This is a genomic window from Bacteroidia bacterium (assembly GCA_026932145.1).
GTDB lineage: Bacteria > Bacteroidota > Bacteroidia > J057 > JAIXKT01 > JAIXKT01.
In genome coordinates this window covers 1-2,719 of record JAIXKT010000061.1, presented here as the reverse complement: position 1 = coordinate 2,719, position 2,719 = coordinate 1, and the positions used below count along the sequence as shown (strand labels likewise).

The window sequence follows — 2,719 nt, the reverse complement described above, 5'->3', positions numbered from 1 at the left end:
AATGTGTAAACAATGTTCTCATACACTCACTTAAATTTCCTGCTTTTTATAAATAATAGCATAATAACGATTTGAACAATTATCATCTTATCAATCAGTCACACAAAGGACGGTTTGACAGGGTTAATGATTGTGTCCCGTTGATTTACCCGTCAGGGTTGTCTTTTCAGACAGTCAAGTGAACTCCATTAAGGGCATAGACACCAAAACACTTTTCAAAGAACTATGGTGCAAATATAGACAATATTACTTGTGGTTAATAAAATATAGGAAAATATTTTTCAACAAATTTCGGAAAATAATGTTAATAACCGTTTTTCATTGAGGAAGTCTAAGTCTGTTTTGTGTCGGAGTGGTTAGTCTGTTGCAGGGTTGTCATGCCATTACCGCCAACGGTTCGGGGCTTTGCGTTCGGGCGGGTTTTCAGAGCACAAAGTTTCAATTTATTACTAAAGTTCATTAAAAACAAATAGCTTCAAATGTGTACGTCAGCCCGCCTGACGCAAAACCCTTGTTAGTGGCTGGTTTTCTTGTCAGTCCGCTATTTCTAGCTGAACTATTGTCGCAATTTCGCATTTATTATTCTTGTCAGTTCGTTACCTAATTTCTTTGCGTTGTCTGCATTTCCGTTGTCCATTTGAAATTTCAATATTGGAGTTTCAATATTATTGTCTTGCAAAAAATGAGTAACAATAATAAAGTCAGAACCTAAAGTCCCAACACGTCTTATTTTCATTACTTCTGTTTTCATTCTTATTTTCAAGTTGCCACTTAAAGGAATTATTCTTTGTTTAAGGTTGTGTCGAAACGTGAATACATTGTCTTTGATTTGAAGTCCATCGGAAACTTGTCTGATTAATGACAATATTGAGAACACAGCTAAAAAAAGTCCTAATACAATTCCTATAATTTTTGTTGTCGTGTCTGATGTTTTAATGAACGGAGCAATGATTAGAAATAGTCCGCCAAATAAAAAGAAAATAACACCTAAGGTTGATTTATCTCCTAAACGAAATTTGTGTTTTATTTTCACGAGTTTGTCGTCCGCTAAAATTTTCAAGCAGGCTTGGTTCGCAATTTTTAATATGTCTTCATTAATCCTTGTCAATGTTTCAGTCGTTTGGTTGTGGTCGTCTAAACTTGCCACTAACGGCGGGCGGCTTTGTGCCCGTTGCGCAGCAATGGCGCAAAGTTGTTGTTAGCGGACAGTCCCGAAGGGCGGTCGCTAACACAAAGCCGCCCGCCGTTGAGCGGGAAGCCCGAAGGGATTTCCGCTCAACGGTTTGCGGCTTGGCGTAGTGGCGGATTTTTAGCACAAAAGTTCAATCGAAGCACTGCACTTGAACCTACCACAAAACTGTCATACGAAGCACCGAACCCGCCATTACGCCAAACCGCTGTTATGGGCTGGGCTTTTTCGTCTTTTGTCAGCAACATTTCTTGTCTTGTTGAATTGGCGGACATTTTACACTTCCGTAACTGCAATAAACACAACAGTCGCCTTGATGTGGTTTTAAAACGGTCTTGCAATTTTCACATTCGTAAAAATATTGGCAAGCGTCTGTCGGCATTGTTTCTTCCTTTTTATGTCCGCAGTTGGGGCAAGTGATTGTTGATTGTAGTATGATTTCCATTTTATTTTTCCTTTTTGTCTGTTACTGAATATCCTGTTCCGTTTATTGCTTTCTCAATTTCGGCAATGTTCGTTTTTGAGTTATCAAATTCTACAATTGCATTTCCGTTTTCGTATGAAACAGTTGATTTTATTATTCCCGAAAGCTTATTCACTTCGTGGTTTACGTGTTCTTCACAACCTGCACAAGTCATACCGCTAATGGAAAACTCAACTGTTTGAACATTTGATTTGTCAACTACTATGATTTGTTTTTCTGTCTTTGGATAAAATATGTGAGCATAGTAAGGAAAGGCAAGCATTACTATTGCAAATGCTGTTACAATTCCTAAAAACATTTTGGATTGAATGAATTTTGGTTTTTCTTCTGTCTCACAATTGCAGTCAATTTGTTTTTTAGGTTTCAACTTTTGATACCAAGCAAAACCAAGAACCAAAATTGTCAAACCTATAAAATAAGGTCGGAAAGGTTCAAGCCAAGAAAAAGTTGAAGCAAGTCCGCTTGTCCCTGCGACAAGAGCCAATACAGGTGTGATGCAACAAAGTGAGGCTGCAATTGCTGTCAAAAGTCCTGCACCGATTAATTTTTTGTCTGTTTTCATATTGTTTCCAAAATTTTGTTTTCGTGAAGTATTTTGAAAAAAGGTTTGAGCATTTTTTCATACTCTTTTGTCAGTGAGTAAAAAATGGTTTGTGCTTGCCTTTCCGTTTCAATTAGTTTTCGGTCTTTGAGTTTTCGCAGATGTTGTGAAATTGCCGAAATGGTCATTCCGAGAATGTCACTAAGGTCGCAAACGCAAAGTTGTTGCTCTTCGTAAAGCAGAAACAGGATTTTCAGTCTTACGTTGTTACCCGCCAATTCAAGTCCGTTGGATAAATAGTCAAACGAACCGTTCAGTTCTAATACTCGGTCTTTACAGCGGTTGATTTGCTTAATGTCCGCTTGTTGTCTTATACACGAAATGTTGTCCATAGTGCAAAGATAGTCAATTTGTTTATTTAAGCAATTACTTAAATACAAAATATCAAAAAGAACCCGATTTTGTCTGTCGGGTTGTGTCGTCATAGCCTTGCCCATAACGGTTT

General features: G+C 37.7%; 5 protein-coding genes. All 5 read right to left on the bottom strand.

Translation table 11 applies throughout. The annotated features are described in order from the left end of the window. Positions 1-556: 556 nt before the first annotated feature. Positions 557-1,147, bottom strand: a complete 591-nt coding sequence (locus tag LC115_13565) for a hypothetical protein (protein MCZ2357695.1) — start codon at positions 1,145-1,147, stop codon at positions 557-559. Between the two features lie 128 nt (positions 1,148-1,275). Beyond that, positions 1,276-1,464: a hypothetical protein gene (locus tag LC115_13560; GenBank protein ID MCZ2357694.1), complete on the bottom strand. Its 189-nt coding sequence runs from the start codon at positions 1,462-1,464 to the stop codon at positions 1,276-1,278. Then, on the bottom strand, positions 1,428-1,634 hold the full coding sequence (locus LC115_13555; GenBank protein ID MCZ2357693.1) for a hypothetical protein: 207 nt from the start codon (positions 1,632-1,634) through the stop codon (positions 1,428-1,430). Before LC115_13555 ends, LC115_13560 begins: the two co-directional genes overlap by 37 nt. 1 nt (position 1,635) lies before the next feature. Further along, a complete protein-coding gene (merTP, locus tag LC115_13550) occupies positions 1,636-2,235 on the bottom strand; it encodes a mercuric transport protein MerTP (protein ID MCZ2357692.1) in 600 nt (199 codons plus the stop codon). Further along, complete coding sequence (locus tag LC115_13545; protein ID MCZ2357691.1) at positions 2,232-2,606, bottom strand: metalloregulator ArsR/SmtB family transcription factor; 375 nt, start codon at positions 2,604-2,606, stop codon at positions 2,232-2,234. Before LC115_13545 ends, merTP begins: the two co-directional genes overlap by 4 nt. Positions 2,607-2,719: the final 113 nt, after the last annotated feature.